The sequence below is a fragment of the Erysipelothrix sp. P66 genome (assembly GCF_038682365.1).
Taxonomy (GTDB): Bacteria; Bacillota_I; Bacilli_A; order Erysipelotrichales; family Erysipelotrichaceae; genus Erysipelothrix; species Erysipelothrix piscisicarius.
The window spans coordinates 1,079,325-1,105,227 of the sequence record NZ_CP152290.1; the positions used below are offsets into that span (position 1 = coordinate 1,079,325).

Annotated in this window: 24 protein-coding genes; 5 read left to right on the plus strand and 19 right to left on the minus strand. The window is 36.6% G+C overall.

From position 1 onward, the window contains the following. Position 1: 1 nt before the first annotated feature. From polA to AAG186_RS05280, 8 genes are all read right to left on the minus strand, one after another. On the minus strand, positions 2-2,503 hold the full coding sequence (gene polA, locus AAG186_RS05245) for a DNA polymerase I (RefSeq protein ID WP_342621350.1): 2,502 nt from the start codon (positions 2,501-2,503) through the stop codon (positions 2-4). A gap of 36 nt (positions 2,504-2,539) precedes the next feature. Beyond that, positions 2,540-3,502: a zinc ABC transporter substrate-binding protein gene (locus AAG186_RS05250; RefSeq protein ID WP_161637520.1), complete on the minus strand. Its 963-nt coding sequence runs from the start codon at positions 3,500-3,502 to the stop codon at positions 2,540-2,542. Between the two features lie 30 nt (positions 3,503-3,532). Continuing rightward, complete coding sequence (locus AAG186_RS05255) at positions 3,533-4,627, minus strand: AI-2E family transporter (RefSeq protein ID WP_125164381.1); 1,095 nt, start codon at positions 4,625-4,627, stop codon at positions 3,533-3,535. Between the two features lie 25 nt (positions 4,628-4,652). Further along, positions 4,653-5,165 (minus strand): hypothetical protein, encoded by a 513-nt coding sequence (locus AAG186_RS05260; RefSeq protein WP_228410222.1) that lies wholly within the window; start codon positions 5,163-5,165, stop codon positions 4,653-4,655. 14 nt (positions 5,166-5,179) lie between these two features. Then, complete coding sequence (mreC, locus tag AAG186_RS05265; RefSeq protein ID WP_161637519.1) at positions 5,180-6,019, minus strand: rod shape-determining protein MreC; 840 nt, start codon at positions 6,017-6,019, stop codon at positions 5,180-5,182. A 68-nt stretch (positions 6,020-6,087) separates the two neighbouring features. Then, complete coding sequence (gene radC, locus AAG186_RS05270; RefSeq protein WP_342621352.1) at positions 6,088-6,795, minus strand: DNA repair protein RadC; 708 nt, start codon at positions 6,793-6,795, stop codon at positions 6,088-6,090. A 198-nt stretch (positions 6,796-6,993) separates the two neighbouring features. Beyond that, a complete protein-coding gene (gene ftsZ, locus AAG186_RS05275) occupies positions 6,994-8,070 on the minus strand; it encodes a cell division protein FtsZ (protein ID WP_161637517.1) in 1,077 nt (358 codons plus the stop codon). An 18-nt stretch (positions 8,071-8,088) separates the two neighbouring features. Then, positions 8,089-9,324: a cell division protein FtsA gene (locus AAG186_RS05280; RefSeq protein ID WP_161637516.1), complete on the minus strand. Its 1,236-nt coding sequence runs from the start codon at positions 9,322-9,324 to the stop codon at positions 8,089-8,091. 202 nt (positions 9,325-9,526) lie between these two features. Between AAG186_RS05280 and rpmB the strand changes: the two genes are divergently transcribed. Continuing rightward, a complete protein-coding gene (rpmB, locus tag AAG186_RS05285) occupies positions 9,527-9,718 on the plus strand; it encodes a 50S ribosomal protein L28 (RefSeq protein WP_013853067.1) in 192 nt (63 codons plus the stop codon). Between the two features lie 30 nt (positions 9,719-9,748). Here rpmB and AAG186_RS05290 read toward each other — a convergent pair whose 3' ends face one another. The 8 genes from AAG186_RS05290 to gmk are packed head-to-tail and all read right to left on the minus strand — an operon-like array spanning position 9,749 to position 18,310. Further along, positions 9,749-10,342: a thiamine diphosphokinase gene (locus AAG186_RS05290; RefSeq protein ID WP_161637515.1), complete on the minus strand. Its 594-nt coding sequence runs from the start codon at positions 10,340-10,342 to the stop codon at positions 9,749-9,751. Then, positions 10,339-10,989 (minus strand): ribulose-phosphate 3-epimerase, encoded by a 651-nt coding sequence (rpe, locus tag AAG186_RS05295; RefSeq protein WP_125164374.1) that lies wholly within the window; start codon positions 10,987-10,989, stop codon positions 10,339-10,341. Before rpe ends, AAG186_RS05290 begins: the two co-directional genes overlap by 4 nt. Further along, the gene (rsgA, locus tag AAG186_RS05300) at positions 10,986-11,840 is read right to left on the minus strand and encodes a ribosome small subunit-dependent GTPase A (protein ID WP_125164373.1); all 855 of its coding nucleotides are present in this window, start codon (positions 11,838-11,840) and stop codon (positions 10,986-10,988) included. The genes rpe and rsgA overlap by 4 nt, the downstream gene beginning before the upstream one ends. Next, complete coding sequence (pknB, locus tag AAG186_RS05305; RefSeq protein ID WP_200549034.1) at positions 11,840-13,591, minus strand: Stk1 family PASTA domain-containing Ser/Thr kinase; 1,752 nt, start codon at positions 13,589-13,591, stop codon at positions 11,840-11,842. The genes rsgA and pknB overlap by 1 nt, the downstream gene beginning before the upstream one ends. Continuing rightward, complete coding sequence (locus AAG186_RS05310; RefSeq protein WP_200549032.1) at positions 13,584-14,315, minus strand: protein phosphatase 2C domain-containing protein; 732 nt, start codon at positions 14,313-14,315, stop codon at positions 13,584-13,586. The genes pknB and AAG186_RS05310 overlap by 8 nt, the downstream gene beginning before the upstream one ends. A gap of 31 nt (positions 14,316-14,346) precedes the next feature. Next, the gene (locus tag AAG186_RS05315; protein WP_125164370.1) at positions 14,347-15,561 is read right to left on the minus strand and encodes a transcription antitermination factor NusB; all 1,215 of its coding nucleotides are present in this window, start codon (positions 15,559-15,561) and stop codon (positions 14,347-14,349) included. Positions 15,562-15,563: 2 nt separating this feature from the next. Beyond that, complete coding sequence (gene priA, locus AAG186_RS05320; protein WP_342621357.1) at positions 15,564-17,714, minus strand: primosomal protein N'; 2,151 nt, start codon at positions 17,712-17,714, stop codon at positions 15,564-15,566. A gap of 23 nt (positions 17,715-17,737) precedes the next feature. Continuing rightward, positions 17,738-18,310 (minus strand): guanylate kinase, encoded by a 573-nt coding sequence (gene gmk, locus AAG186_RS05325; protein ID WP_125164369.1) that lies wholly within the window; start codon positions 18,308-18,310, stop codon positions 17,738-17,740. Between the two features lie 115 nt (positions 18,311-18,425). On the opposite strand from gmk, the gene AAG186_RS05330 reads away from it, so the two are divergent. After that, positions 18,426-20,048: an NFACT family protein gene (locus tag AAG186_RS05330; RefSeq protein WP_161637511.1), complete on the plus strand. Its 1,623-nt coding sequence runs from the start codon at positions 18,426-18,428 to the stop codon at positions 20,046-20,048. On the opposite strand, the gene AAG186_RS05335 is transcribed toward AAG186_RS05330, so the two are convergent. Further along, complete coding sequence (locus AAG186_RS05335; protein WP_342621358.1) at positions 20,002-20,661, minus strand: YgjP-like metallopeptidase domain-containing protein; 660 nt, start codon at positions 20,659-20,661, stop codon at positions 20,002-20,004. The two genes, AAG186_RS05330 and AAG186_RS05335, sit on opposite strands and share 47 nt — an antisense overlap. Positions 20,662-20,706: 45 nt before the next feature. On the opposite strand from AAG186_RS05335, the gene AAG186_RS05340 reads away from it, so the two are divergent. The 3 genes from AAG186_RS05340 to AAG186_RS05350 all read left to right on the plus strand — a co-directional run bounded on the left by AAG186_RS05340 (position 20,707) and on the right by AAG186_RS05350 (position 23,039). Beyond that, a complete protein-coding gene (locus tag AAG186_RS05340; RefSeq protein WP_342621359.1) occupies positions 20,707-21,477 on the plus strand; it encodes an HAD-IIB family hydrolase in 771 nt (256 codons plus the stop codon). Positions 21,478-21,490: 13 nt separating this feature from the next. Beyond that, on the plus strand, positions 21,491-22,042 hold the full coding sequence (locus AAG186_RS05345; RefSeq protein ID WP_125164365.1) for a hypothetical protein: 552 nt from the start codon (positions 21,491-21,493) through the stop codon (positions 22,040-22,042). A 109-nt stretch (positions 22,043-22,151) separates the two neighbouring features. Then, entirely contained in the window at positions 22,152-23,039 is an 888-nt protein-coding gene (locus AAG186_RS05350; RefSeq protein ID WP_342621360.1) for a hypothetical protein, read from the plus strand. 487 nt (positions 23,040-23,526) lie between these two features. Here the strand turns inward: AAG186_RS05350 and AAG186_RS05355 are convergent, their stop codons facing one another. After that, complete coding sequence (locus AAG186_RS05355; RefSeq protein ID WP_342621361.1) at positions 23,527-24,183, minus strand: phosphohydrolase; 657 nt, start codon at positions 24,181-24,183, stop codon at positions 23,527-23,529. Beyond that, positions 24,170-25,873, minus strand: a complete 1,704-nt coding sequence (ptsP, locus tag AAG186_RS05360; protein WP_161637506.1) for a phosphoenolpyruvate--protein phosphotransferase — start codon at positions 25,871-25,873, stop codon at positions 24,170-24,172. The genes AAG186_RS05355 and ptsP overlap by 14 nt, the downstream gene beginning before the upstream one ends. Between the last annotated feature and the right edge of the window lie 30 nt (positions 25,874-25,903).

Here is a 25,903-nt window from a genome sequence, read left to right on the forward strand (position 1 = left end):
ATTAATACCAATCCTTACCGGTATCCACAGAAACGTTCAGATCAATCGGCCAAGAAACAATGTGTTCCATAACTGATACCATAAGATTTTGAATCGCTTCAAGCTCATCATCATAAACATCAAATACAAGCTCATCATGAACTTGCAAAATCATAGCAGATTTGTAATTGTTGGATACAAGCAATTCATCTGCTTTGATCATAGCTATCTTAATGATGTCTGCTGCAGTCCCTTGAATGGGTGCATTCATCGCAGCACGCTTACCGAAGTCTTTTACCGCTCGATTTGCATCATAGATTTCAGGTATATATCGACGTCGATTAAATAGGGTTTTAACATAACCATCACGCGTACAATCTTCTACTACGGAATCCATATACTTCGTAATGTTCGGATATATTTCATTATATCGTGTTATAAAATGACGCGCCTCAGGTATGGTTATATCCAACTGTTTAGACAATCCATATTCGGACATACCATAAACAATTCCAAAGTTAACACTTTTTGCTTGACGTCGCATGGTATCGGTAATTTCATCCACTCCAAAAATTGCCTTCGCCGTTTCAGCATGAATATCATGGCCACCATTAAATGCCGCCATCATACGCTTCTCATCAGCAAGATAAGAAAGGACACGAAGTTCAATTTGAGAATAATCAATTGACATTAACGTACATCCTTCTGATGCTACAAAAGCCTTTCGAATCATTCGTGTTTCTTCATCACGAACAGAGATATTTTGTAAATTTGGATCACTTGACGATAAACGACCGGTTTGTGTTGCGTGTTGGTTAAAAGAAGTATGTATTTTCCCATCGGCGTGAATATGTTTGGTCAATCCTACGGCATAGGTACTATAGAGTTTTTGATACTTACGATACTCCAAAATAGGTGCAATAATCTCATGCTCATCAATCAAACCTTCAAGCACATCTACAGCAGTTGAACGTTTCTTTTTCGTTGGGAGTTTTAAATGATCAAACAAGACCTCCGCTAACTGTTTCGGTGAATTTAAATTAAATTCCATGCCTGCAAGGTCATAAACATGTTTACTCAACGTCTCAATTTTTTGGTGTGTCGCACTTGCAATATCATCAAGAACGCTTCGATCGACATTAATCCCCCTAAATTCACATTTTGATAAGATAGGGACAAGAGGTTTTTCAATATCTTCATAGACAGAAAGCACATCAATTTGTTTTGCTTCATCACTTAAAGTTTTAAATTGAGAAAGAATAGCTTGAGTGAAAGCCGCACCCTTCTCCATCCCTTCGTATTCATGAAACCATAGCGCAAATTCATCTTTTAATCGTGCCATAGTTGTAATCGATGAGTTTACAATAAATGCAAGCAATAAAAGGTCATCGAACTGATGCTGAATTTCAAAATGGTTCTCAAGACAAAAACGATAAAGCGATTTTGATGAATCTACTACAATTGAAATATCGGACTCAATCAGAGCTCTAAATTCAGGGTTTTCAACCATTTCCCCAAGTGTGAGGTAAATATTTTCCTTCCCATCAGAAATAAAACACCCCTGAAGATTTCCCTTTTTATCAAGCTCCATCGAAATTGCAATGGCTGATCTTTGCCAGGATGAATCCAAATGAATAAACTTTATATTCTCTTTTTCAATTGTTTCGACATCATAATGATCTGTAATAAGCGAATTCATATCATACTTACGGTAGAATGCATTTAAAGATTCATTTGGAATTTCATACTTAATGGAAGATAGATCAATATCAAGTGGTACAGAAGTATAGATTTCAGCCAACTGATATGACATTCTCGCTTGGTCCTCAAATTCCCGAATTTTTTCGCCCATTTTCCCCTTGATTTCATCTTTGTGTTCATAAAGATTTTCAAAGCTACCATATTGGCCGAGAAGTTTAAGCGCTGTTTTCTCTCCAATCGAAGGAACACCGGGAATATTATCGCTTGCGTCACCCATGAGAGCTTTCATATCGACAATTTGTTTTGGTTCAATACCCATCTCATCCAAAAGACTCATTTTATCCATTAAACGCAAGTCTGTAAGACCCTTTTTCATTAACAAAACATCAACATTATCATCAATTAATTGAAGCATATCACGATCACTTGTCAGAATTTCAACTTTCGAATCAGGATACATTTTTGACATCGTTCCAATGATATCATCTGCTTCATACCCACTTAATTCAAACCGTTGTATAGGATATGCATCTAAAAATTCACGTACAAGAGCAAATTGTGACACCAATTCTTCATCAACGTCTTTACGTGTTCCTTTATAGGCTTCAAACATATCATGACGGAACGTCTTATCCTTTGTATCAAATGCAACGAGCACATGTGTTGGATTGATAATTTCTATAGCCTTTGCAAGCATCGTTGAGAAGCCATATACTGCATTTGTCACTACACCTGAACTGGATTTCATATAACCCCTTGAAAGTGTTCCATAATATGCTCTAAAAAGCATTGAATTCCCATCGATTAATAATAATTTATTCATGTTTTCCTACTTTCTAAATAAGTAAAACCCTTGGGATTACTTAGCAATCGTCTCAAGGGTTTCTAGATTAAGTCTCATTTTCGCGATGTAATCATAATTCGCTTCGATATCTTTATCTGATAGATTATAAAGATTGCTTAATTCAATTTGTGTTAAATTAAACTCTGTTTTTAATTGATTAAATAATTTTACATATTCTTCTGGCATATTCTCTTCATACGCAATATATTGAACACCATCTTTTGCAATGCGTGATCTAATTGCATTCAACATTTCTTCATCCGGCAACACTCCATATTTTGACAAGGTTGCGGGATAAACACCAATATTATAACTCTTTTGCCAGTTACCAAAAGATGGTGTCATTGAAACAAACTTAATCCCTTTTTCTGAATCTCGCAACAACTGGTACTGCGCTTGAAGTCCTGTTAATTCAACTTCTAAGACTTCAAACTGTTCTGTAAAATAAGCTTCCTCATCTGGATACGTTTGAACCAACCAATCTTTTATTGTACGTGCCATGGACGTCATCGCTAAAGGATCCATCCATAAAAATGGATCTTTGTCGTATTGATCCACAGCGGCAAAAGCTTCTGATTCATAATATGCAGATTCAATCGCATGGGACTGGCCATCAACTACTACATTTGTATATCGTTTAAATGGATACAACATTGATCGCTCCGACAAATCGATCATCTGCAATTTAGAATTTTGAAGATCATCGAGGTAAAGTTGCCAGTAGGGCTGTAATTCATTAATATAAAAAATTGTATCTGCTTTTTTGATGATTTCTTGAAAATCATCTTTGACTGTCGCCTGTTGAGGTATTAAACCGGTGTCAATCCGTTGAACGTTTACACGCTCACCAGCAAGACGCTCAACTAAGAACTGAATTGGATAATTTGTAACGATTACATTCCGACTTCTAGGAACGCATCCCGACAATGTCCCCAGTATGATAACCAACACTAGTAATTTACTCATCAATCGTTTCATACACAACCTCTTTTCACATTTTATTATACACTAATTTTCTTCAGGGATAACCCAATTATTCTTTCTCAAGTTAAATAAGGCACGTATCGAGAAGTATAATGGCATGGAAATTAAAATCCCTACAAATCCAAATAAAACACTCGACGCAAAAAATGCGAATAACGACCATAGGGGTTCGATTTTGTCGCGTTTTGAATAAACCATCGGTGACACCACATAACCATCTACATTTGACAAAACAACTAAACCAATAGTAAGAATAAGCACACGTGGTAACGGTAACGTTAATGCCGTTAAAATCCCCAGTACATGCACAACAGTTGGTCCAATATATGGAATTAATAATCCAAATGCGGTCAACACCCCGAGAACAAATGCATAATTATGGCCGACAGCTAGATAAAGCAAACTGTACTCAATGCATGTAATGGTCATAATAACTACAAGCGTCCCTAAATAACGGCTAACTGCATGATCAATAACAATGATAGAGTTCCCCAATTTAGGTGAAATGTTATTTGCAATTCGTAAAACACTTCCCGTGAAATTTTCATAATCAAAAACAAAATACATCCCAATAATAAATGAAAAAATTCCAGTCGTGATTGTTGAAAAAATCTTTGATAAAAACTGTGATGCTGCAGCAGGCAATGTTGGTATCTGACCGACAATTCCATTGAGCATCCCCATAACTTGCTTAAATATATCATCTGCCCAAGGTGAAGGATTATTATGATTAATCTCTTTATAGTAATTGTAAAGCTGTTGAATCCCATCCATACTATTACCAATTAATTGTGATATATCTGTATAGAGTGATGGTAAAATTGATGAAAAAAGAAGTACAATCAGTACCACAAACAATACAAGCGTGATGGGAACACTAATAGCCCGCTTAATATTGTATTTTTCAAAGAAAACAGCAATGGGTCTAACAATATATGCGAGCGCAAAACCGATAACAAATGGTAGTAGAATGCGTTTTGCTAACTCAATTGCATGTTGCCAAACAGCCCATGTTTGCATCAATAAAAATACACTTAATAAAAATAACATAAAAGGAACAAGTTGCTTCCAACTGAAATGATCATCAAAAAATTTTTGAATGCGTTGAAATATGTTCATAAATCAATATCTCCCTCTGTTTTTATTAACGCATATATAAATTTTGAACACGTTGCATAATCATACGATGCATTAATTTATATAACGTCATAGCGATTGGTAGCAGAATTAAATTACCGATAATTACCCATAAAGTTCGAGTACTTATAAAAGTAATTAAACCATACGATACCCCTTTAACAAGAGGTAACATTCCAAAAATTAACATTTCTTTGATAAACAACCCAATAACTGCTAGAACTAGAAACTCAAATGTTGATGTCCCAATATAACGATCCCAAACTCTTAAAATCGCTATTGTGACGGAATAACTAACAAAGAACATTGGAAACGATCCAATATGGTTTAAATCCATCCATATCCCTAAAAGAATCGCTTTGACAATCGATTCAGTCTGAGAATCATTTTGCGTTAATAGCATTAGTCCAAGAAAATGCAAACTGCTTACAAACGTTATCGAACTCAAACCAAGTTGCGTAAACAGAGCATTAAAAATTGAATCTAAAACCAATAAAACCAAAATATATAGAAAATGCATCCAGCGAATCATTCTCATGATTTTTTCACCACCGAAACATACTTAATATTATTATAATCTACAGAAGGTTTTACATACACAAGCACGCCAACACTATCTGCAACATTTTTAACAGAGTCGACTTTCCCAACAAACAAACCACTTGGATAGACACTACTTATGCTTGCAGTTGATACAGGCATATCTGCGGCAATGGTTGAAGTAGACTCAAGAAGTACGACAGAAAACAATTTCTTCTCATGATCATACGAATTTAAAATTCCTTGAACATAATTCCCTTTCGATACCTCTATTTGCACCGTAGCATTCGAATTTTCATCATTAGCAATTAGAAGTGCTACCAATGATTGATTTTTATCAACACTTAATACTTTACCAATAATTCCTTTCGGAGCCACAACACCGTCGCCAACAGCAACACCATCTTCACTTCCTTTATCAATTGTGATAACGGAATCCCATTTTTCAGATGAACGGTTTTTTACAGTTGCGTTAACTTGTGTAAATTCTGAATAGACTGAATTAAGTTCATTCAGCGCTTTAAGTTCAGCCACTTCACTCTCTAATTCATTTAATCGCGTTTGCCAATGATGAGATGTTTCTAATTGTGTTCTTAACTTATCGTTTTCATGACGCACATCCCACATCGTCGATGTGTCTTTTACGACATTGCTCATTGTTTCAATTGGATAATCAATTAACCCATAACGTACCATCGAAATGAAACTAAAGAAATTACGATCTGATGATTCATAAAATGACGATTTTTTTACAAATCCCATTCCAAAAAGACAAACAATAACTGTTGTTAATAAATAAATAAGTACACGTCTAAAATTATTCTTTCGTTTCATTTAATCACCTTCTTTATTATACTTACAAATCCAACTTTTTACAAATGAAAGAATAAGGGTTTTAACCCCTATTCTCCAAATAAAACCGGTTGCAATTTACGTAATGAAACAGACTCTGTTGAGGTGACGATAATGTGATCGAGCACCTCAATTCCAATCATATAACCAGAGTTAATCAAAACTTGAGTCATCTCTATGTCTGCTTCGCTGGCAGCGAGCGATCCTCCAGGATGATTGTGTACGAGTACGATTCGAGATGCATTGCATCGTACCGCTTCTCTAAAGACATCACGTGGATGAACTAAACTCTGATCAACCGTACCTTTAAATAAACTTAAGTAGCGAATCAGTCTGTTCTGAGTGGAAAGAAAAAGCACAAGAAAGCGTTCTTGTTCCTCAAACCCAATCTCAAGATTTAACCACCTCACTATATGTTGACACGAACTTAGTTGAATCTTTTCCCCAGGCACTGGCTTGACAATTCTTCGAAGCAACTCATGTAACGCAATGAGAGTTGAACATTTAGCTTTTTTCATACCCTTGATATTTGATAATTCCCCATATTGAATCGTAATCAGATTCTGAATTCCGCCAATCGATTGTATGACTTCAGAAGCAAGGACTGTAACACTTTTATTGCGTGTTCCTGTCCGTAATAAGATTGCAATCAGTTCCGCATCCGAAAGTTTTTCAGGACCGAGCGCTAAAAGTTTCTCACGCGGCATTAGGTGATATTGTCGACCATCATCGTCCCCACTGAATTTTGGCTTTACCATAAGATAAACTGCCGCTACTACTTGTTAGGATTTTGTATACCGCCGCCAATCCGATTAATACAATCAATCCAGTTATATATAACGAAAGCATAAATCACCTCCGTTACTATGTATGTACTTCAGAAATAATTTCATAAAAAAAGAAAGAAACGTGTTCTTTCTTTACTTCTAATCTTTTAAAAGATCAAACAATGTGACTTATCGCGTTTTAAAGAACTCAGGGATATCATTGTTTTCAGTACGACGTTCTTCCTGATTGTTATGTGACGTTTGATAAGCGGGTCTTGCTTCAGCCGCAGTACGCGTAGCATGGACTTCAGGTGCAGGTTCTTCCGCACCATCAAAACCAGTCGCAATTACGGTTACAATAATGGAATCACCAATATTTTCATTAATCGCAACTCCAAAGATAATATCAATATCATTTCCCGCTGCATCACGAATATAATCTACTGCCTCTGATGCATCTTGAATCGAAATTGAATCGCCACCTGTAACGTTTACAATCGCATTACGAGCACCATCAATTTGTGCTTCTAAAAGTGGAGAAGTAATCGCTTTTTGAGCCGCTTCAATTGATTTATTTTCACCTTGTGACATACCAATTCCAATTAAAGCACTTCCCTGTCCTGCCATAACGGATCGAACATCCGCAAAGTCAAGGTTAATCATTGCAGGAACAGCAATCAGATCAGTAATTGTTTGAACACCTTGTCTTAGTACATTATCTGCCTCTTTAAATGCTTCTTGGAATGGAATACGTCCAATCACTTCAAGTAATTGATTATTACTTACAATAATTAATGAGTCAACATAAGACTTCAATTCTTCCAATCCAGACATTGCCTGATTTGAACGACGACGTCCTTCGAATGTAAATGGTTTTGTAACGATCCCTACAACAAGTGCACCTTCTTCTTGCGCGATTTTCGCAACAAGTGGTGATGCTCCTGTACCAGTTCCACCGCCTAAACCAGCTGTAACAAAGACCATATCAGCATCTTTTACAGCTTCTCGAATTTCATTTTCACTCTCAACGGCAGCTTTACGTCCCATTTCTGGATTCGCACCTGCCCCAAGACCCTTCGTCACCTCACGGCCTAATTCTATACGATTAACTACAGGCGAACAGTTAAGCACTTGTAAATCTGTATTTGCGACATAAAATTCTACACCTTTCATGCCTTCATCAACCATTCGATTAACCGCATTACATCCAGCGCCACCGACACCTATTACTTTAATTCTTGCTACTTGTTCAAAATTCGCATCCATATTTGTTCACTCCTCCATCTAACGTTCAAAGAACATGCTCTTCAGTTTTTGAGTAATCGAGTCATCTTCGTCTTTTTCATATTGTAACACAACTCGCTTAAACTCATCTTCATCAACGCTTGAGAGTGTTACATCACGGAATATACTTTGGTCTTTATAAAAGTAAAATGCCCCTACAAGAGATGTTAGACCATAATCTTTTACACCAAATGTTGTAGAACGGTATGTAACCGCCTCCGCTTCTGTTATTTTTTCAATACAATTTGTAATTCCTGAAATCTCTGCGGCTTCTCCACTAATAATAAAACGAGGTTCCCCAAGACTTTCAAAAATCGGTTCACAACTATTACATATTTCAACAATAAATTTATGAATATCCTCTGCAACTAAATCCATAAGATCTACCTGAGATAAGGTATGGGATGTTGATTTAGTTGACCATATGAATATAGGGTCATCTTTCGGATTTTCATTATTTAAATCGATATTAAAATACAATAATCGATGCACAACATCCGTTGGCACTTTTAATGTACGTTCGATTTTCTTCATAAAGACATCAAATCCACGATCGATATAATCATTAGATAAGAGAATACCTTTACTAAATAGTGATAATTTTGTTAGTTTTTCACCTAATGTTAAAGAAACAATTGGTTTATCAATTGACGCTTCAAATAATGAAGCCTCTTTTGCAAAACCAATATCATCTAAAACAATATCAATAATCTTTAATCCTGATTTTTCAACACATGACACATATGGGAAAATGATGGATTGTTTCCCGAAGTAGCAATCTGCTTCTATCGTTAAACTTTCACATCGTTCATTTAATGGTAATTTACGGGTCGAACTTCCGTTCACAAAATACTTACTCATTAATACGTTCGTTAATATATGTCCTTCAGGAGCTTTTACGTTTAATAATTCTTTATATGCTCTTTTTACATCATTCTCAGAAATACGCCCAGTGATTGGTACGCGCAATTGTTTATTGATTCGCTTCATATGGACGCCAGGAACAAGTAATAGTACTTGTTTTATTACAACCCCCAAATTACGCGATGCATTTTCAATCGCTTTTTTAATTGAATCGACCACATGCGTTTCGCTCATAATCGAATAGCCCGCCACACCTAAATGTGGGACTCGTTCAACCTTTAATATATTTAATCGGCCATTGAAAAATTGTCCAACTAATAAGCGCACTTCATGATCCGCGATTTCTAAAGCTGCAACTATTTGTTTCTCCATCAGCGAACCTCCTTGTGCTATTATCATAATATCATAATAAAGTCCAATAGCAAAGTGATAGATGGTGTGTTAAGTGCATTTTTGCTTGTTATTTCACACAAGAATTTTTGGTGATAATTTTTCCCTGAGATACTTGATTAAACAAAATCTATATGATATTATAGTCAAGCGTTATGAAATAGATAAGAAAGGGGGTTACGGTATGCCTAGAGTATGTTCCGTATCCGGTAAAAAAACACTATCAGGAAACAAACGTTCACATTCACTTCGTGCGACTCGTCGTAAATGGAATGTAAACTTGCAAAATGCAACAATTATGGTGGATGGAAAACCAACTCGTGTCCGTATTTCCGCCCGTGCACTAAAATCATTGAAAGCACAACAAGCAAAATAATAAAAAATACGGTTCACACCGTTTTTTTTATTATGAATCGCATGCTTGAATAACGAGAACACTTGCATCTTCGAGGATTATTTCTCCTTTATCATGAATCATTTCATTTGAAGTGAGATAATCATCAAAAGGAAATATTTCTCGTCGAGTAAGAGGATATTTAAAACCCTTCAGGGTAATATAACCTTGTTTAAGTACAACAACCGAAAAATACTTATAATTTAACTTATCTACGATATGGCTCCCTGAGTCATATCGTTTTATTTTGTTTAAGCCATCATATAACTCGATTCTTGAGTCCTTCATCGCTGTCATAATATTTATGAACTCGTGATCCTTTCGACGTCCCAAACCGCCAAGAACGCGAATAATATCATAATCATCACAAAGAGAATATGCATACTTAAAATCAGTCTCATCTTTGATGGGGTTTAATTTATGAATATGCGAACAGTGCAACTCAATCTCCTTGAATTGCACTGTTGTTACAGAATCAAAATCGCCACAGGCTAATGTCATCGCTACACCATCGCGAGCACATACATAAGCACCAAAATCCACACCAATGACATCTCCTATAATAGTTTCGTGATGCTCTCCTAAAACGATTGTGACGGTTTTCATAGTAAAGACGAAACCGCCTTTTCAATATCATCCCCAAATACATAGCTACCCGCAACAAGGATATCTGCGCCCGCAAGACGTGCACGAGGACCGGTTTCACCATTAATGCCCCCATCTACCGAAATAAGATATTCATAATTATTTAGTTTTCGCATTTCATCAAGTTGCTTGATTCGTTCAAGCATTTCAGGCATAAACGCTTGTCCTCCAAATCCCGGTTCAACACTCATCACTAAAACCAGATCTACATGTTTTAAGTAAGGGACAATTTTATCAAGATCTGTTCCTGGTCTTAATGTAATACCCGACTTAATCCCCTTTTTCTTCAAATACTTAACAGCTTCAATGCCTTGAGTTGGGTCACCATAACATTCTGTATGAAAGGTTATTGCATCAGCGCCATTTTCAATAAACATATCAAAGTACTTTTCAGGATTTACAATCATAAGGTGGACATCCATCAATAAATCTGAAACTTGACCAATTTGTTTCATGATTGCTGGACCAAAACTTATATTGTCCACAAAAACTCCATCCATTACATCGTAATGCAACCACGTTGCACCTGCTACTTCTACACGTTTCAATTGTGTTTTCATATCTTTAAAATCCAAGGATAATAAAGATGGTGATACGATTTTACTCATCGTGACTCCTCCTTAATTAATGTTAAGCAATCAAGATAATCTTGATATCGTTGTTTTGAGATTGCTCCACTTTCAACGTTTTCTTTAATAATGCAACCCGGTTCTTTTATATGCATACAATCACGGTACTTACAATTTCCGATATAAGGCGCAAAATCAGGGATTGCTTGCGATAACTCGAGCGGATCTACAGTACTAAAATCTAATGAAGAAAAGCCCGGTGTGTCCGCAATCCATCCACCGCATAAAGGATAAATTTGATTGTGGCGCGTCGTATGTCTACCCCGTCCTAATGCCTTAGATATTTCTTGTGTATTAAGTTCTAGATCGTCGCTAATGCGATTGAGAATACTTGACTTCCCAACACCACTTTGACCTGCTAAGACAGATATTTTTCCCTTCATAATCGCTTCAAGCGGATCGGTTGGTAAATTACTTCCACTCATGATGACTTGATAACCATATTTTTCATATTCATCAAGAATATTTTGTTTGAGTGCTTCATCCGCTAAATCACTCTTTGAGACTATAATAATAGGATTAATGTTTTGAAGGGATACAAGAAAAATAAGACGATTGACCAGAGTAAAGGAAAAATCAGGTTCTTTCGCAGACATCACAATAAGAGCTTGATCAACATTTGCCACAAGTGGACGAATCAATTGATTTCGGCGGGGAAGAACGCGTTGGATGACCCATTTCCCCTCTAACTCCTCGATATGTACATGATCTCCGACAATCGGCTTATCACCGAGCCTCAATTTCCCCATTGCAGTCGCGATAATAAACTCCCCTTCAAAATAAACGGAATATCGGTTGGATACAATTCGTGTGATAACAGCTTCTTTCATTATGCCTCCCTGTCGTGATTCCCTTCAGATTGCTCATCAGAATCACTTGGCTTTTCTTCTTTTTCGTCTTCTTCTTTGGGACGACTGCTCTCACTATAGTAATACAATGTCACAGAATTCCCTGAATTTTGGATATAATAACTTCCAGGCATTGGATTTGACCGAATTACCGTGCCAAAGCTCAGACTGTTTAACTCTGAAATACTAAGGTTTTGCGTTGGTAATTCTGAAGTGGTCACCTCAACACCCAATTCTTCTAATTGTGCTTTCGCTTCATCAATGGATTTACCAATTAAGTCCCCAGGTAACACAAGTTCTTTGTCGGAACTAACAACCAAAATAATATCATAACGTTGTTCTGGCTTAATTTTATCACCTGGCATCAATCCTTCCTGACGGATAATATGACCCGTTGGAACTGATGCTGAATATTCTGAAGTCGTTTTAATATTTATATTTTTATCAGATAAAATTGCCTTAACATCATTTACGGATTTCCCAGAAAAATCTTCTACAGTGTAAATCTTTCCTTGCGATACGATAAGTTTAATTTGGTCTCCTTTAAGAACTCTCGTTCCCTTTTCGGGTTTTGTACCAATTAATTTGCCATCTTCATATTTATCGGAAATCTCGTATAAATATGACGGGGAATAATTAAGACCTAAACTTGCAAGATGTTCTTTCGCTTCTGATACACTTAGTCCTGCTAAGTCTGGAATTTCTACATCATTCGGTTTTTTCGGGGCGAAGATCATCCAAATACCAAAAATTACAATAATAATTGCCAGTAAACTTGCACCAATAATCATCGTTTTTTTCTTTTTAGGTTTGTCTTGATTGGGGACCGTTTCCGTTACCCCATTAAGTTTCTCAATTAATTTCGTTCCATCATCACTTTCCATCGTTGCTTCCCATAAAGGTTCATCCGCACGAGATTCAAGGAGACATGTGTCTAAATCCTCTACAAACTCTTTCATGTTTGCATAACGATGCGTACGGTTTTTATGCGTAGCACGTGCAATAATATTCGCAATTGAATTGGGCAGTGTAGGATTAAACTTCATTACAGAAGGAAATGGTTCCCTCATATGTTTCATAGCAATTTCAACCGGTGTCTCTCCCCGATAAGGAACATCCCCTGTGAGTAATTCATAAAAAACAACACCAAGAGAATACACATCCGATTGTTCTCCTGCACCTTCACCCCGAGAACACTCTGGAGCCATATAATGCACTGAACCTAATACGGAATCTGATTTGGTTAATTGGATTGCGTCACCGGCAAGTGCGATACCAAAATCCGTAATTTTTACCGTTCCATCATCCTTAACGAGAATATTTTGCGGTTTAATATCTCGGTGGATTACCTGTGCTGCATGAGCATGTTGTAATGCAGATGCGAGTTGTTGCATAATTGCTACCGATTCATATTTATCTAAAGCACCTCGGCGATGAACGAGTTGTTTAAGTGTAGTTCCTCGAATCATCTCCATGACGATGTAATGTTGACCTTCATCCTCACCGACATCATATACCTCAACAATACTTGGATGATTCAATCCAGAGGCTGCATTTGCCTCTCGTTGAAATCTCAAAAGCGCTACCGGGTCATGTGATAAATCACCTCTTAAAACTTTGAGTGCGACCTCACGATTTAAAACAGTATCGAGTGCTAAGTAGACATCCGCCATCCCTCCGGTACCAATCTTCTTAACAATACGATAACGTGATCCAATAATACTACTATTCATGACGATCTGCCTCGAGGAGAATAATTGAAATATTATCATATCCTCCCGCTTTATATGCCATTTCCATTAAATGATTCCGCTGAGCAAGAAGGCCATTAATTTTAAAGGTTGCTTCAATGTGTTCTTGCGGAACATAACCATGAAGTCCATCCGAACAAAGCAATAAATATTCCCATTGTGACGTTATGTCAATGACTTCAAAATCAACATTTTCATCAATTCCAACGGCATTCATTAAAATATTACGTTTAGGATGGTTATACATTTCTTCTTTCGAAATTTCATTACGTTTATACATTTCATATGCATACGTTTGATCATGACTCAAACATGTTAATTGATTTTGGTTCACACTATAAATTCTGCTATCACCAATATTGAAACCAATCACATCATCACCCAAGACAACAACTGCAACAAGTGTCGTTCCCATGCCCGAATACTCGCGCACGACTAAAGATTCATGGTATGTCGCACGATTAATGGATGTAATTGATTTATCAAACCAAGCACGAATATCCTTTAGATTTGAAAATTCACGCTTATCAATAAAAGCTTCACGAAGTAGTTTTACAACCATTTGACTTGCAACAGATCCTGCATTCGCGCCCCCAATACCATCACATACAACAGCTAAAAGTGCATTGTCATTTTCAACTACAGCAACGTAGTCTTGATTTTCTTTGCGGATTAATCCGATTTCACTGATACTTGTATACTTCACGCGAAAACCTCACTTATTCTATTTATTTATATTAACATGTTCTCTTCAATTTGGCGATATAAAACCCATCACCCTTTGTCTCAACCGGGTTAAGGGTGACTTCTTGAACAAGTTCAAAATTTGAGTGATTTTCTAAGAATGTTTGGACTTGTTTCTCATTTTCTTTTCGATTCAGGGTGCACGTGGAATAGACAAGAAGTCCCTGTTTTTTTACGAATTGCGACGTATGAATTAACATTTTTTGTTGGATTTTAACCAATTCATCCAAGTCTTGTGGAAATATATGATAGCGCAAGTCATGCTTATGCGATAAAACACCTAAACCTGAGCAAGGTGCATCAACAAGAATGCGATCATATTCTTGATTTGTTTGAAATTCAAGTACATCACTTGTTACAACTTGTGTATTGATTACATTACAGCGTTCTAAAAGAGACTTTGTTGCTTGCGCACGTGATTCATGAAGCTCAACACCTGTAATTGACCCTGTATTCTCAAGATAATTAGCAATTTGAACGGTTTTCGTTCCAGGACCACAACAGCAATCAAGTACCGATAACGAAGGTTCTAAATCCATCCAACGCACCACTTCTTGACTGTTTCGATCTTGAACAAGAACATAACCTTCCTGTAAATATTCACTTTTAAACAGTGCTGGCTTTGCTTGTATGGTTTCATTATCCTTTAGGATATAATTTGATAAATCATCAGTTGTTGGTTTTAAAGTGTTAAAACGAACGTAGGTTGGCTTTATCGCCTGACAGTACTTCGCATAGTCTATTGAAAACGATTCACTGTATTGTTTTGAGAGAAGTTTCATGATCCAAAGTGGCATACTGTATTGAATCGATGCGACTTCAAGGTCATTGCCCAATAAAGGGCGTTCATTACGTGCAATCACTTTTTTCAAAACCGCATTAACAACACCAGCGTAACGGTGTTTCCCAATGGTTTTACAAAGATCAACCGTCTCGCTCACTAATGCGTAATCAGGGATTTTATCCATTTTGAAATATTGAGCACATCCCATTTTAATTACAAGGCGTACTTCTTTAGGCAACTTTGCATCCACCAAATCTTCGTATTGATAATCTAAAAATAAGCTATTCTGCAGCGTAGCGTAAACAAAAGCACTCACAAATGCTTGATCTTGCACTGGCAAATCCAGTTCTTTGAGCACAAGGTGTGCGTGTCTGCCTTTGAAATACACTTCACTTAGTACTTTATAAGTCTCTAATCTTCTCATACTTATTCTAACGTCATGGGATTAACGTCCACGACAACTCCTGTTCCATTAATTTTTCGGTATAACTGCAATGCTTGATTACAGATGTTAATCATTGAATCTAAATCTTTTCCTTTTAGGATCATGCGCGTTCGATATTTTCGTTGAAGCTTTCGAAGTTCAGTTGGACCTAATATTTGAAATTTTTGGTCACTTAATAATTTTTGGAAATCTTCGGCAGCTTGCCACGATTTCAAAGGATCCTCATCTAAAAAAACAAGTGAAATTAAGTAATTGTAAGGTGGGTAGCCCGCAATTTTTCGGTATTCCATTTCTTGTTTGAAAAAATGTTTATATTTTTGGTTTACTGCACACACAATTGCATAATGATCTGGATTACTTGTTTGAATTATGACTTCCCCTGGGTACTGACCCCTACCACTTCGGCCTGAAGCTTGTAACAACATATTGAAGGTCAACTCAACTGAGCGATAGTCAGCGTACGCAAGTGTTGCATCGGCATTAACGATTCCGACTAACGTTACATTTTCGACATCCAATCCCTTAGCAATCATCTGTGTTCCTACAAGAATATCCGATTGATGATCAATAAAATCATTGAGGATGCGTTGATGCGCATTTTTCTTTGAAGTCGTATCAGCATCCATCCGCGCAATGCGTGCTTGAGGAAAAATACTTTCCAACTCCTCAACCAAGCGTTGTGTTCCAACACCACTTCCGATTATTTTGGGTGGTCTTCCATCAACCAGTGGTAATTGGTGGTAGATTTCTCCGCACATATGACAGCGAATTGTTTGGTCATCTTTATGATAATTTAAAGCAACATCACAATGTTCGCAAAGCAATACCTCATCTGTATTAGCGTTTTTCAGAAGGGTATTATACCCTCTTCGATTAAGCAGCAAAATCACTTGCTCGCCCTGACTTAGCCGTTTATGAATGCCATTTATAAGTGTTTGAGTGAGATAAGGCGACTGTTTATCATAAAGCGCTGTTCGCGTATCAACAAGCGTAACGCTGGGAAACATATGATTGATGCGATCATTGAGTTCTAACAGTTGATACTTTCCCCTAAGGGCGCGTGCATAACTTTCCAAAGCTGGGGACGCACTCCCTAAAACTAAGGGGCACTGATGATATTGACTGCGTTTGATGGCGATGTCTCGAGTATGATACATCGGGATTTGATCTTGTTTATAACTTGAATCATGTTCCTCATCCATGACAATTAACCCTAAATGATCAAAAGGCATAAAAATCGAAGAGCGTGTCCCGACAACAATCTTAACTTCTTGTTTTTGCACCCTAACATATTGTTCATATTTTTCTTGATCGTTTAATGCAGAATGGTAAATCGCAACATCTTCACCAAATCGTTTCGAAACCCTTTCAATCATTTGAGGTGTGAGCGAAATTTCCGGCACCATAATTAATACTTGCTTATCATCTTTCAATACCTTTGCAGCAGCATTAAGATATATTTCTGTTTTGCCACTTCCTGTTACACCGTGTAATAAGTAGGTATGGGACACACCAAATTCAATTTTTTGGAGTGCACTCCTTTGGTCTTGTGTCAGAATAGGTTTTTGATAATTTGCATTCACAAATTGAGGCTGATAAGCGACTTCACGTTCAAATTCCTCCACAAAACCTCGATCAATGAGTTTTCGATAGTCGGAATAATATGCTCGCGCATCTTTTAATGTGAGCGTTGAATGTTCTTGCAGGTACTTTAGAAAAGCACGTTGTTTCGGTGTGAGTACTGACCAATCTTTTTGAGACTTAACGCTCAAAATACGTTCTGTTTTAATCGTACCTGCAGAACGCTTTGGTTTTAATTTATTGGGTAGTATCGTTTGTAAGCAGCGTATCATGGGTGTCATGTACTCATAACTCATCCATGATGCAAGATCGTAGAGCTCCTCACTTAAAATCGGAACATCATCCAAAACTGAATCAATGGGCGCGACTCTATATGATGTTTCATACGGTTCTTTTACAGAGTGCACAAAGGCAACCATTAAGCGATTTCGTACGCGAACCATAACCCGAACACCGGGTGAGACATTAAAACCATTATTTGAGTATGTAAGTGTTTGATTATTTAAGAAACTCTCTTCAATATAAACCTCTAAGTATTTCAATGACTTCACCTCCTATAGACTGAAAACAACTCTTATAGAGTTGTTTCAATGTTTCGTTTAATAATTAAAGCAACAGAGTCTGCAGCTTTCTGTGGATCCTCATTACAAATTACATAGCGGTAATGATTCATTAATTCCATTTCCTTTGCTGCTTTTTCAAGTCGTTCATTAATGACATCTTGGGATTCCGTTTGTCTTCCCTCAATGCGACGTTTGAGTTCTTCCATACTTGGCGGAACTAAAAAAATACTGAGTGAATCTGGAACTCGATCAATCACTTGGAGTGCACCTTGAACTTCAATTTCAAGTAATACATTTTTACCTAAATCTCGTAATCGGTCCACTTCCGCTAACAACGTTCCATAATGATTCCCAACAAACTCAGCATGCTCAAGCAACTCATTATTTGCGAGTGCTTCATCAAAACGCTCCTGAGTAACAAAATAGTAGTCTTGTCCATCTACTTCACCATTTCGTGGTTTGCGTGTTGTCATTGAAATAGAAAACGCTAGGTTCAACTCTTCACGATCAAAAAACAATTTACGAACTGTTCCTTTTCCTACCCCACTAGGACCTGAAAAAATAATTAATAATCCTCGTCTCATAAACACCATCCCTTTTAATAATTTTACTTATTATACCATAACAAGTCAAACAATTTTATAAACCATGCAGACTTAATGGTATAATATTAAATATTAGTATTGAGAGGTAGATTAAATGGCTATAGATGGCGTACTGTTAAATCGAATTGTGAGGATGATGAATGAAGATTGTCCTGTTAAAATTAATAAAATTACTCAACCTTCGAATCATGAATTTATGCTTCATTGTTTTGCAGGTAAAAAATTGAATATGTTTATCTCAACACACCCTGTGTTTAGTCGAGTTCAATGGACAAAAGAAAAACCGACTGCAAATCTCGATCAGACACATTTGTTAACCCTCATGCGAAAACATCTCGAAGGCGGTATTATTACACAAATTACCCAATATGGTTTTGATCGAGTTCTCGAGATCCATATTGAGCACCGTGACAACATGGGAGTGATAAGACCTTACCGTCTCGTAGTCGAACTTCTCGGGAAATATGCAAACATTATCATTGTCGATGAGGATGGTGTGATTATTGATGCACTCAAGCGCATCGCGCCTTTTGAAAATGCTTCGCGAGCAATCGTGAGCGGAGGTCTCTATGAATATCCCCCTCAATTTGATAAGAAATCATTTTTGGAACTTGCCTCTTATAATCCTGAAGACGCATTAAAAAATCAATTTAATGGGATTTCTCCCCTTTTAGAACGTGAAATTACATTCCGTTTAAAAACTCAAACTCCAGAAGCAATCATTCGATGCTTATCTGAGTCCCAAAACATCTATTTGTATGAACGTGATTTTCATATTCTTGAGTTAACCCACCTAAAACAGGATTTTAAAAAAGAGCCAATCATGGAAGGTCTTGACTTATACTTTAAGGATTTACAGCAGAAAGATCGCATTAAAGCCCATACCGGAGATCTTTTAAAACTAATCAAACGCGAGTTAAAACGTAGTCGCATTAAACTTCCTAAATTGTATGATGATTATGATCAAGCACAAGACAGTGATTATTTGAGAGAAAAAGGTGACCTCCTCTTTGCTTTCGCAAGCACCTTACCTAGCGGGCACCGTGAGATTACCGTAAAAGATTTCGAGGGCAATGATGTGACCATTGAACTGGATCCACGATTTAATGGCAAAGACAATGCGAAGCGCTATTTTAAACGTTATCAAAAGGCAAAGACCAGTTTGTTCTATCTTGAGGAGCAAATTCATAAAACAGAGGCACGAATCCATTATTTTGAACAACTTCAAACCCAAGCTGAGCAAGCCACTGTTGAGGATGCTCAAGAAATTAGTGACGAGCTAATTTCTCTTGGAATTATTAATCAAAAGCGAATCCGGAAACAAACCATAAAGAAAAAAAAAAAGCCGAACTATTCAACAATTGTTTATGATGATGAAACAACAATCTTCATTGGTAAAAACAATCTTCAAAACGACTATTTAACCTTTAAACTCGCACGAAAAGATGATATGTGGTTTCATGCTGCCAATACATTTGGCGCTCATGTCATCATTAAATCATCTGAATTGGATGAATCCAAGATTCGTCTCTGTGCACATCTTGCAGCATATTATTCCAAGGCCCGACATGGGAGCAGTGTTGAGGTATACTACACACAAGCAAAAAATATAAAAAAAATCCCGGGTGCAAACCCTGGATTGGTAAGTATTTCGACACAAAAGAGCATATTTATTGATCCAGATGAGACGTTGGTCTTATCTTATTTGAACGAATGACCGCCTTATAAGTTGGCATAATAGATGATATGACGTTATAAAATCGATCACTATGATTAAATTCAATAATGTGAGCACATTCATGAAGGACTACGTAATGAATAAATGGAAGGCTCTCATGATATAAATATGTATTAAACGCTAGTTCGTGATTTTGATTGCAGCGACCATATAAGCGTTTATAACGTCTCACCTTATAGGGAGGCGTTTTTAATTTCAATCGCCATGCATACAAACACACAAGTGCATCTAATCGTAATTCAAGTTGTTCTTTGAAATAATCATCCACCCTTTGATTGATACGGGATTCAGACAGCGAAGGCGGAATCGTAATTTCTATGCTATCTGCTGACTCCACAATCTTAAAGGGGCTTCCTTCAAGCGATATTATGTGTTTGTACACACCAAAAACACGAAGCCGATCCATGCTCTTATGATGGTATCCAAGGGGTTCATAGGCTTGTAAATGTTTTTCAATCCACGATGTCTTTTGCGCAACAAACGACTCGATTACGGTATCAGATGTCCCATAGGGAGCCTTCACGATAACGCGTCCATCTCGAACTAAAATTGCCATCGTCTTGCGTTTACTTCTACTGATTTCAATATTCATAAGGGTATCATAGCACATTCATGCTATACTATCTAAGGTGATAAAATGAAAAACAATGAAATATTCTATTTTGATGTTGATGGAACGTTATTGGATAATACCACTCATACAGTTCCACAAAGTACACTTGATGCATTGTACCTGTTAAAAGAAAAAGGATACTTAGTTGCTTTATGTACGGGTCGGAGTTTATTAGGTATTCATGAGGCTGGAGTCGATAATATCTTTCCTTGGGATGGCTATGTTCTTTCAAATGGTTCGCTTATTTTAGATTCGGAGCAACGTGTTATTTCTGAAATATATTTTGAACCAGAATTTATACATGATCTTATTGCAGTTAATAAAGGACCCTTGCTTTTAGAAGGAGCGCGAAACACGCTTACAAGTGAGGCCAATAAACGTTTATTGGATTCTTTGAAGCATTTTGGAATCCCTGCTGAGTATCCTGTTGTGCCCTATCAAAATGAAAAAATCTATAATTTAATTAGTTATGATATCGACACACTCTCAAAAGATGATTATAATAGACTTATCGGTGATAAAAACACCGCTTTTGATCAACTTGGAAATCTCGAAGTAATCCCATCTCAGGGTGGGAAATACAACGGATTAAGAACCTTAAACCAACACCTCAATGTAACACGTTATGTAGGTTTTGGAGACGGTGACAATGATGTGGATTTCTTAAAAAATGCGAATTATTCAGTTGCACTGGGAAATGCGTGTGATACCGCAAAAGAAGTCGCTGATTTTATTACACATGACGTTGATCAAGACGGCATTATGTATGCTTTAAAATATCATGGTGTACTGTAGGTAGGAGCGAATTATGAATTTTACAGATGAAGAATTATTTAAGATGGACATGCTAAAAGATAAACGTCGTCGTTTACTTTATGTCATCAAGGGAAAACAAGAAGGTTACCATATCCTTGAACGTGAAATGAAGATTATGAACATTATTACAGGACGAAATCTTTGGGTTCTGCTTGGATTCGTATTGTCTTATGGATTATTAAGACAATCCCTTCTCGTTTCAGTTATCGTGTCAGTCGTAGTGTTTATCGGTTTTTATCTTTATGAAAAATACATCTTTTTAAAAGATCGCAACATAATTAAGATATCAGATGAAGACTATGCGAAACTCAATTCTCTCAGTGCTTTAAAATCCAAAAAAACCGATACTGGATCCTATGTAATCGTGCCTTTGCTTGTAATTATTATCCTTGTTACACGAAATGCAGACGGACGCTTTAATCCATCAGAGTTTGACTTATGGATTATGTATATTGGAATTGTATTATTAGTTCTTATGAGTGGATACTTTTCACTACAATATTTGAAGTTACGAAAAGATATTAAATCGCTTGAAGATAAATAAAAACAGTAGATAATCTACTGTTTTTATTTGAAAACACATTGGTTATTTACTTGCCTTCTGACAGAGGGATAGGTTACACTTAATGTAGTCGTAAAGAGAGGGTGTTTAGATGAAAAAACGAAATATATTACCAACGTTATTAATTTTAATTGGACTCGGATGTCTTGGTGGTGCTTACATTCTGAATCAAGAAGGTTACCGTCTCTATGCAGCTTTAGCTTGTGGTACATCATTATTTTTCGTAATCATGAGTATTATTGTAATCTCCATTCATAAGGGACAGGATTATGAAGACTTAACCGATGATGAGGAAGAAGATGATCCCTTAGAGCCCGTATTCGACAATCAAGATGAAGAAGATTTCGATATTGCTCTAACCAATCAAAAAAATAAATCAAGCGATTCTAATTCGCAAGCATTTGAAGAAACAAATTCAACACGTATCTTCAACCCTTCAAATTTTGATGATCCGCTGAAGAATGCTACGCCTTTCGTACCAAAAGAAGCGTCTAACCCAGCACTGGAAAGCACAAAACCAACGGACGAATCATCAAGAATTACCTTAACGCTTGTGCGAAGTGATGAAAACCAAGAGAATATCTATCAATTATTACACAAAATGAATGCACGAGGACTCCTCAAAGAATCCGTTGCATACAAAATGAACTATGATCAAATAAAAAATCATAAATTACTGGATAAGTATATCTTTGAAACCATCTTCAACGACATTCCTTCAATCAGTCTTGTTAAGGAGCGTAATCGTAAAGAAACACTTACTCATATTAAAGTTATGGCTGGTGTTTCTGATGATGATCTTGTTCTTATTGGTTACATCCCCACAAAACATCTCGTAGAAGTCCACAAATCTTTCAATTCAATCTATCATATCCGTGGAAAGATTACCGGTGGTCATTATCGAAATTGGAAAGCAGATGGCCAATGCAAACACGGTGAACTTCCTTTTATTGCTTCAATCACAGTCTTTTCAAAATAAGAGCGTAAGCTCTTTTTTTTATGGTTACCTTGATATGAAGATTATCTAATAAGGGGGGATTGTTATTGAAACCACGAACACATTATTAGTCGTCATCCTGGTGCTCTTATCTTATTTTGACTTTAAATTACTTAAAATACCAAAATGTTTTATTTACCTAATCTACATTTTACGAATCATCTGTCCAATACCCATCACAATCGATAACTTTATAAGTTCGATTGTTTTTGGACTCCCTTTTTATCTTTGCTTTCGATTTAGAGCTAGTATAGGATACGGAGATGTCCTACTCATCGAGGCCCTTTGTTTCTACTCTGGAATACAAAAAAGTATAATGGGCATCTATTATATGGGATTCGTTGCGTTTTTTTTCTTATGTTCATTCATACTGAGACGTCAATCCCTAGAAGAACATTACCCGTTTATACCAATTATTAGTATTGGATTCTTTCTTGCACTCTAAAAAAAGACAGATTCCTGTCTTTTTTTACATTTCCGATTCGTTCATTTCATCGTAAAAATCTTGGTAAAAATCTAATAAACGCTGATGCCTTGCTTTACCTATACGTTTGGCTTTTTCTGTCTCGAGTAAATCATAGAGCTTGACTAATTTTTCATCGAAATGTTCAATCGCGTTTCGTTTTGATGTGCGATAAGCTGATAAGGAGTCGATCTCAACACTTTTTAGTGTCGGATCATAGAGCGGTGTCCCCTTACTTCCAGCATAATAAAATGTTCGCGCGATCCCAATAGCACCCATTGCATCGAGATAATCCGCATCCGATACGATTTGTGCAGATCGAATTTTATTTTGAACTCCAAATCCACCTTTATATCCAATTTGAGATACACCGAGAATAATTTCATCCTCAAAGCCCTCAAAATCAAGATTCCATTTCTTAAAAAGATTTTGTAGTGATAACTCGAGATTGTCTGTTTTCAATATTTTATCATCAAACACATCATGTAAATAAGCAATTGATTTTATTACGAACTCATTATCCGTTTCAGAAATTAAGCGTGAAGTGAGATTCACAACACGCTTAATATGATAATAATCATGACCTGATTTGTCCGCAGACATCATCTCAAAAATATTTTGATCAAGATTATTTAAAATAGAAATTTGATTATTGGATAGCATTATCCAAGAGTTCAAGCACTTCTTCTGTTGTTGCACAGTTTAGCGCTTTATCTGTTAATTCTTTCATATCTTCGTAACTTAAATCACGGATAATACGACGTGCTTCTAAAATTGATGAGGCTGACATCGAGAATTCATCAAGACCAAGTCCTAATAATAAAGGAATTGCCTTCTCATCCCCTGCCATTTCACCACACATTCCACACCATTTACCTTCTTTATGGGCACCATCAATCGTCATTTTTACAAGACGTAAAATGGAAGGATTATATGGTTGGTAGAGGTATGATACTTTTTCATTCATACGGTCAGCAGCCATTGAGTATTGGATTAAATCATTTGTTCCGATACTGAAGAAGTCTGCTTCTTTAGCAAATTGATCTGCAAGCATCGCTGCTGCAGGAATTTCTACCATCATTCCAAGTTCAATCTCATCACTATATGCAATACCTTCTTTTGATAGGTTTTTCTTTTCTTCTTCCACAATCGCTTTAGCATCACGGAATTCTTGAATTGTTGCAATCATTGGGAACATGATTGCTAATTTTCCATAAACACTTGCACGAAGAAGTGCCCGAATTTGAACACGGAAAATATCTAATCGGTCAAGGCATAAACGAATTGCTCGATAACCTAAGAATGGATTCATCTCATGTGGAAATTTAAGGTATGATAATTCCTTATCTCCACCAATATCAAGTGTTCGAACGACTACACGACCAGGTGCCATGTTTTCAAGAACAGTCTTGTATGCTTCAAATTGTTCTTCTTCATTTGGTAATTCAGAAGCATCCATGTAAAGGAATTCTGTTCGATAAAGTCCAACAGCTTCTCCACCATTATTAACGACACCCTCTACATCATTAGGTGTACCAATATTTCCGGCAAGTTCAACGTGACGTCCATCTTTTGATACAGATTCAGCATCTTTTAACGCTAGAAGACTCTTACGGTGTTCTGCATATTCTGCAGCTTTTTTAGAGTACGAAGCTTTTTCTTCTTCAGATGGTTTAAAAATGATAACCCCTTCTAAAGCATCAAGAATCACTTCATCACCATGTTCACATTGGTCTAAAAGACTTCCTGCACCCACAACTGCTGGAATCTCTAAACTACGAGCCATAATTGCTGAGTGAGATGTACGTCCACCGATTTCGGTAGCAAAACCTTTAACAAAATTACGGTCCAATTGTGCTGTATCGGATGGTGTTAAATCTTCTGCAACTATTACAACTTCTTCACTAATTGTTGTTAAATCAGGAATGTTTAAGCCACAAGCATGACATTTCATACGATACGTCACATCTTTAATATCTGCAGCACGTTCACGGAAGTAAGGATCATCCATACTTTCAAACATACCAATAAACATATTACCAATTTCGTTAATTGCAAATTCTGCATTAACAGCATCATTTTTGATCATCTCTTCAATCTGACCCACAAATTCTGGATCTTGAGTAACCATTAAGTGAGCATCGAAAATTGCGAGTTCTTCATCAGCAAGACGTCCAACTGCATTTTCTTTAATCGCTGTAATATCCTTTTGAGTAGCAAGAACAGCATCTTGTAATTTTTTGATTTCCTCTTCGGCGTTTGCATCACGTTTTTCAATTTCTAAAACTGGATGTTGAAGTTTAAAAACCTTTGATACTGAAACACCTGCTGAAGCAGCAATACCTTTAATCATAGAATAATCTCCTTTTTCCCTAATTCATCA

Coding starts and splice junctions, on each gene's coding strand:
- mreC (WP_161637519.1), bottom strand. CDS start 6,019: ATGAAACGAAAGAATAATTTTAGACGTGTACTTATTTATTTATTAACA.
- AAG186_RS05280 (WP_161637516.1), bottom strand. CDS start 9,324: ATGGAGAAACAAATAGTTGCAGCTTTAGAAATCGCGGATCATGAAGTG.
- AAG186_RS05350 (WP_342621360.1), top strand. CDS start 22,152: ATGAAAAAACGAAATATATTACCAACGTTATTAATTTTAATTGGACTC.
- AAG186_RS05345 (WP_125164365.1), top strand. CDS start 21,491: ATGAATTTTACAGATGAAGAATTATTTAAGATGGACATGCTAAAAGAT.
- rpmB (WP_013853067.1), top strand. CDS start 9,527: ATGCCTAGAGTATGTTCCGTATCCGGTAAAAAAACACTATCAGGAAAC.
- pknB (WP_200549034.1), bottom strand. CDS start 13,591: ATGAATAGTAGTATTATTGGATCACGTTATCGTATTGTTAAGAAGATT.
- AAG186_RS05315 (WP_125164370.1), bottom strand. CDS start 15,561: ATGAGAAGATTAGAGACTTATAAAGTACTAAGTGAAGTGTATTTCAAA.
- rpe (WP_125164374.1), bottom strand. CDS start 10,989: ATGAGTAAAATCGTATCACCATCTTTATTATCCTTGGATTTTAAAGAT.
- AAG186_RS05340 (WP_342621359.1), top strand. CDS start 20,707: ATGAAAAACAATGAAATATTCTATTTTGATGTTGATGGAACGTTATTG.
- rsgA (WP_125164373.1), bottom strand. CDS start 11,840: ATGAAAGAAGCTGTTATCACACGAATTGTATCCAACCGATATTCCGTT.
- AAG186_RS05330 (WP_161637511.1), top strand. CDS start 18,426: ATGGCTATAGATGGCGTACTGTTAAATCGAATTGTGAGGATGATGAAT.
- ptsP (WP_161637506.1), bottom strand. CDS start 25,873: ATGATTAAAGGTATTGCTGCTTCAGCAGGTGTTTCAGTATCAAAGGTT.
- AAG186_RS05260 (WP_228410222.1), bottom strand. CDS start 5,165: ATGCATTTTCTATATATTTTGGTTTTATTGGTTTTAGATTCAATTTTT.
- ftsZ (WP_161637517.1), bottom strand. CDS start 8,070: ATGGATGCGAATTTTGAACAAGTAGCAAGAATTAAAGTAATAGGTGTC.
- AAG186_RS05355 (WP_342621361.1), bottom strand. CDS start 24,183: ATGCTATCCAATAATCAAATTTCTATTTTAAATAATCTTGATCAAAAT.
- AAG186_RS05255 (WP_125164381.1), bottom strand. CDS start 4,627: ATGAACATATTTCAACGCATTCAAAAATTTTTTGATGATCATTTCAGT.
- gmk (WP_125164369.1), bottom strand. CDS start 18,310: ATGAGACGAGGATTATTAATTATTTTTTCAGGTCCTAGTGGGGTAGGA.
- AAG186_RS05250 (WP_161637520.1), bottom strand. CDS start 3,502: ATGAAACGATTGATGAGTAAATTACTAGTGTTGGTTATCATACTGGGG.
- AAG186_RS05335 (WP_342621358.1), bottom strand. CDS start 20,661: ATGAATATTGAAATCAGTAGAAGTAAACGCAAGACGATGGCAATTTTA.
- polA (WP_342621350.1), bottom strand. CDS start 2,503: ATGAATAAATTATTATTAATCGATGGGAATTCAATGCTTTTTAGAGCA.
- radC (WP_342621352.1), bottom strand. CDS start 6,795: ATGGTAAAGCCAAAATTCAGTGGGGACGATGATGGTCGACAATATCAC.
- AAG186_RS05290 (WP_161637515.1), bottom strand. CDS start 10,342: ATGAAAACCGTCACAATCGTTTTAGGAGAGCATCACGAAACTATTATA.